The following is a 1343-nucleotide window of genomic DNA, read 5'->3' on the forward strand; positions in this document are numbered from 1 at the left end:
AGAGTATAAAATAGTTTGTGTAAATAAATAAAATCCTATTGAAAAGGGAATCCCTTCCCCGTATGATTAAATCGTCAAACCAAACCAAAACGGAGGGATTCCCCATGGAACAGTTTACCAAAGATTTAACCAAAACTCTATTATCAAATGGCGATGTTAAAGAACTTTTTCGCCAACAACTTGAAAAAGCTATTAATCAAATCTTACAAGCTGAGTTAACTTCGTTACTCGGTTATGATCCTTATGAACGTAATGGTTTTAAGGCTAACAATTATCGGAATGGTCAATACTTTCGGTTAATTGATTCCGAATATGGTAAGTTGAAAATTGCTGTGCCGCGTGACCGACAAGGCAAGTTTCATAATCATTTACTTCCAGCTTATTCTCGTCGTCAAGATGCTTTAGAAACTACAATTATTCAACTTTACTCTAAAGGTGTTACCACTCGTGAAATCGCTGATTTGATTGAGAAAATGTATGGTTCTTATTATTCAGCTACAACTGTTTCTAACATTACTGCTCAAGTAACTGAGCAGATTGAAGCTTTTCATCAACGAACCATTAAAGCAAACTATGTTTGCTTATTCTTAGATGCAACTTATTTACCTTTGCGTCGTGACACAGTTCAAAGAGAAGCGGTTTATATTGCCTTAGGAATTACACCCACTGGAATTAAGGAAGTTCTTGATTATCGCATTGCACCCAGTGAAAATGCTGAAGTCTGGTCGGAAATGGCAGCAGATCTTAAGCAGCGAGGGCTTAAACAGGTTCAATTAATTATTGCGGACGGAATGGTCGGACTTCAACCAGCGCTGTTACATGCTTTTCCTAAAGCAAAATTTCAAAGATGTTTAGTTCATGTTATGCGTAATATTAGTACACATGTCCGTTTAAAAGACCGTGAGGTCATTTTAAATGATTTCAAACAGCTTCATTCGGTAACTAATAAAACTGAAGCTCATAAAATGCTTGCCGATTTTTATAGTACTTGGGAAAAGCAATACACAAATCTGATTAGTCACATTAGGTCAATTGAAAAGGAATTATTAGCTTTTTTGGCTTTTCCAGCCGCAATACGCCCAACCATTTATTCAACAAATATTATAGAATCGCTAAATAAAAAGATTAAACGCAAGACTAAAGCAAAAGAACAGTTTCCCAATGAAAAATCATTAGACAATTTCATTGGAGTGCAAGTAATTAGTTACAACGAAAAGAACTTTAATCGAATTCATCGTGGATTCGGACAAGTTAAGGATACATTAGAATCACTTTTCGACTGAAAAAATTTAATTTTATGGAGAAAGGGCAATCCCTTTTTACACAAACTTCTTGACACTCCC

At 35.3% G+C, this 1343-nt stretch carries 1 protein-coding gene; it reads left to right on the top strand.

The annotated features are described in order from the left end of the window. Positions 1 to 104: 104 nt before the first annotated feature. Positions 105 to 1283, top strand: a complete 1179-nt coding sequence (locus PPA04_RS09460; protein WP_057785074.1) for an IS256 family transposase — start codon at positions 105 to 107, stop codon at positions 1281 to 1283. Positions 1284 to 1343: the final 60 nt, after the last annotated feature.

The organism is Pediococcus parvulus (assembly GCF_007990205.1).
Classification (GTDB): Bacteria; Bacillota; Bacilli; order Lactobacillales; family Lactobacillaceae; genus Pediococcus; species Pediococcus parvulus.

Excerpts from the sequence above, each read along its gene's own strand:
- PPA04_RS09460 (WP_057785074.1), top strand. The coding sequence starts at position 105 with ATGGAACAGTTTACCAAAGATTTAACCAAAACTCTATTATCAAATGGC.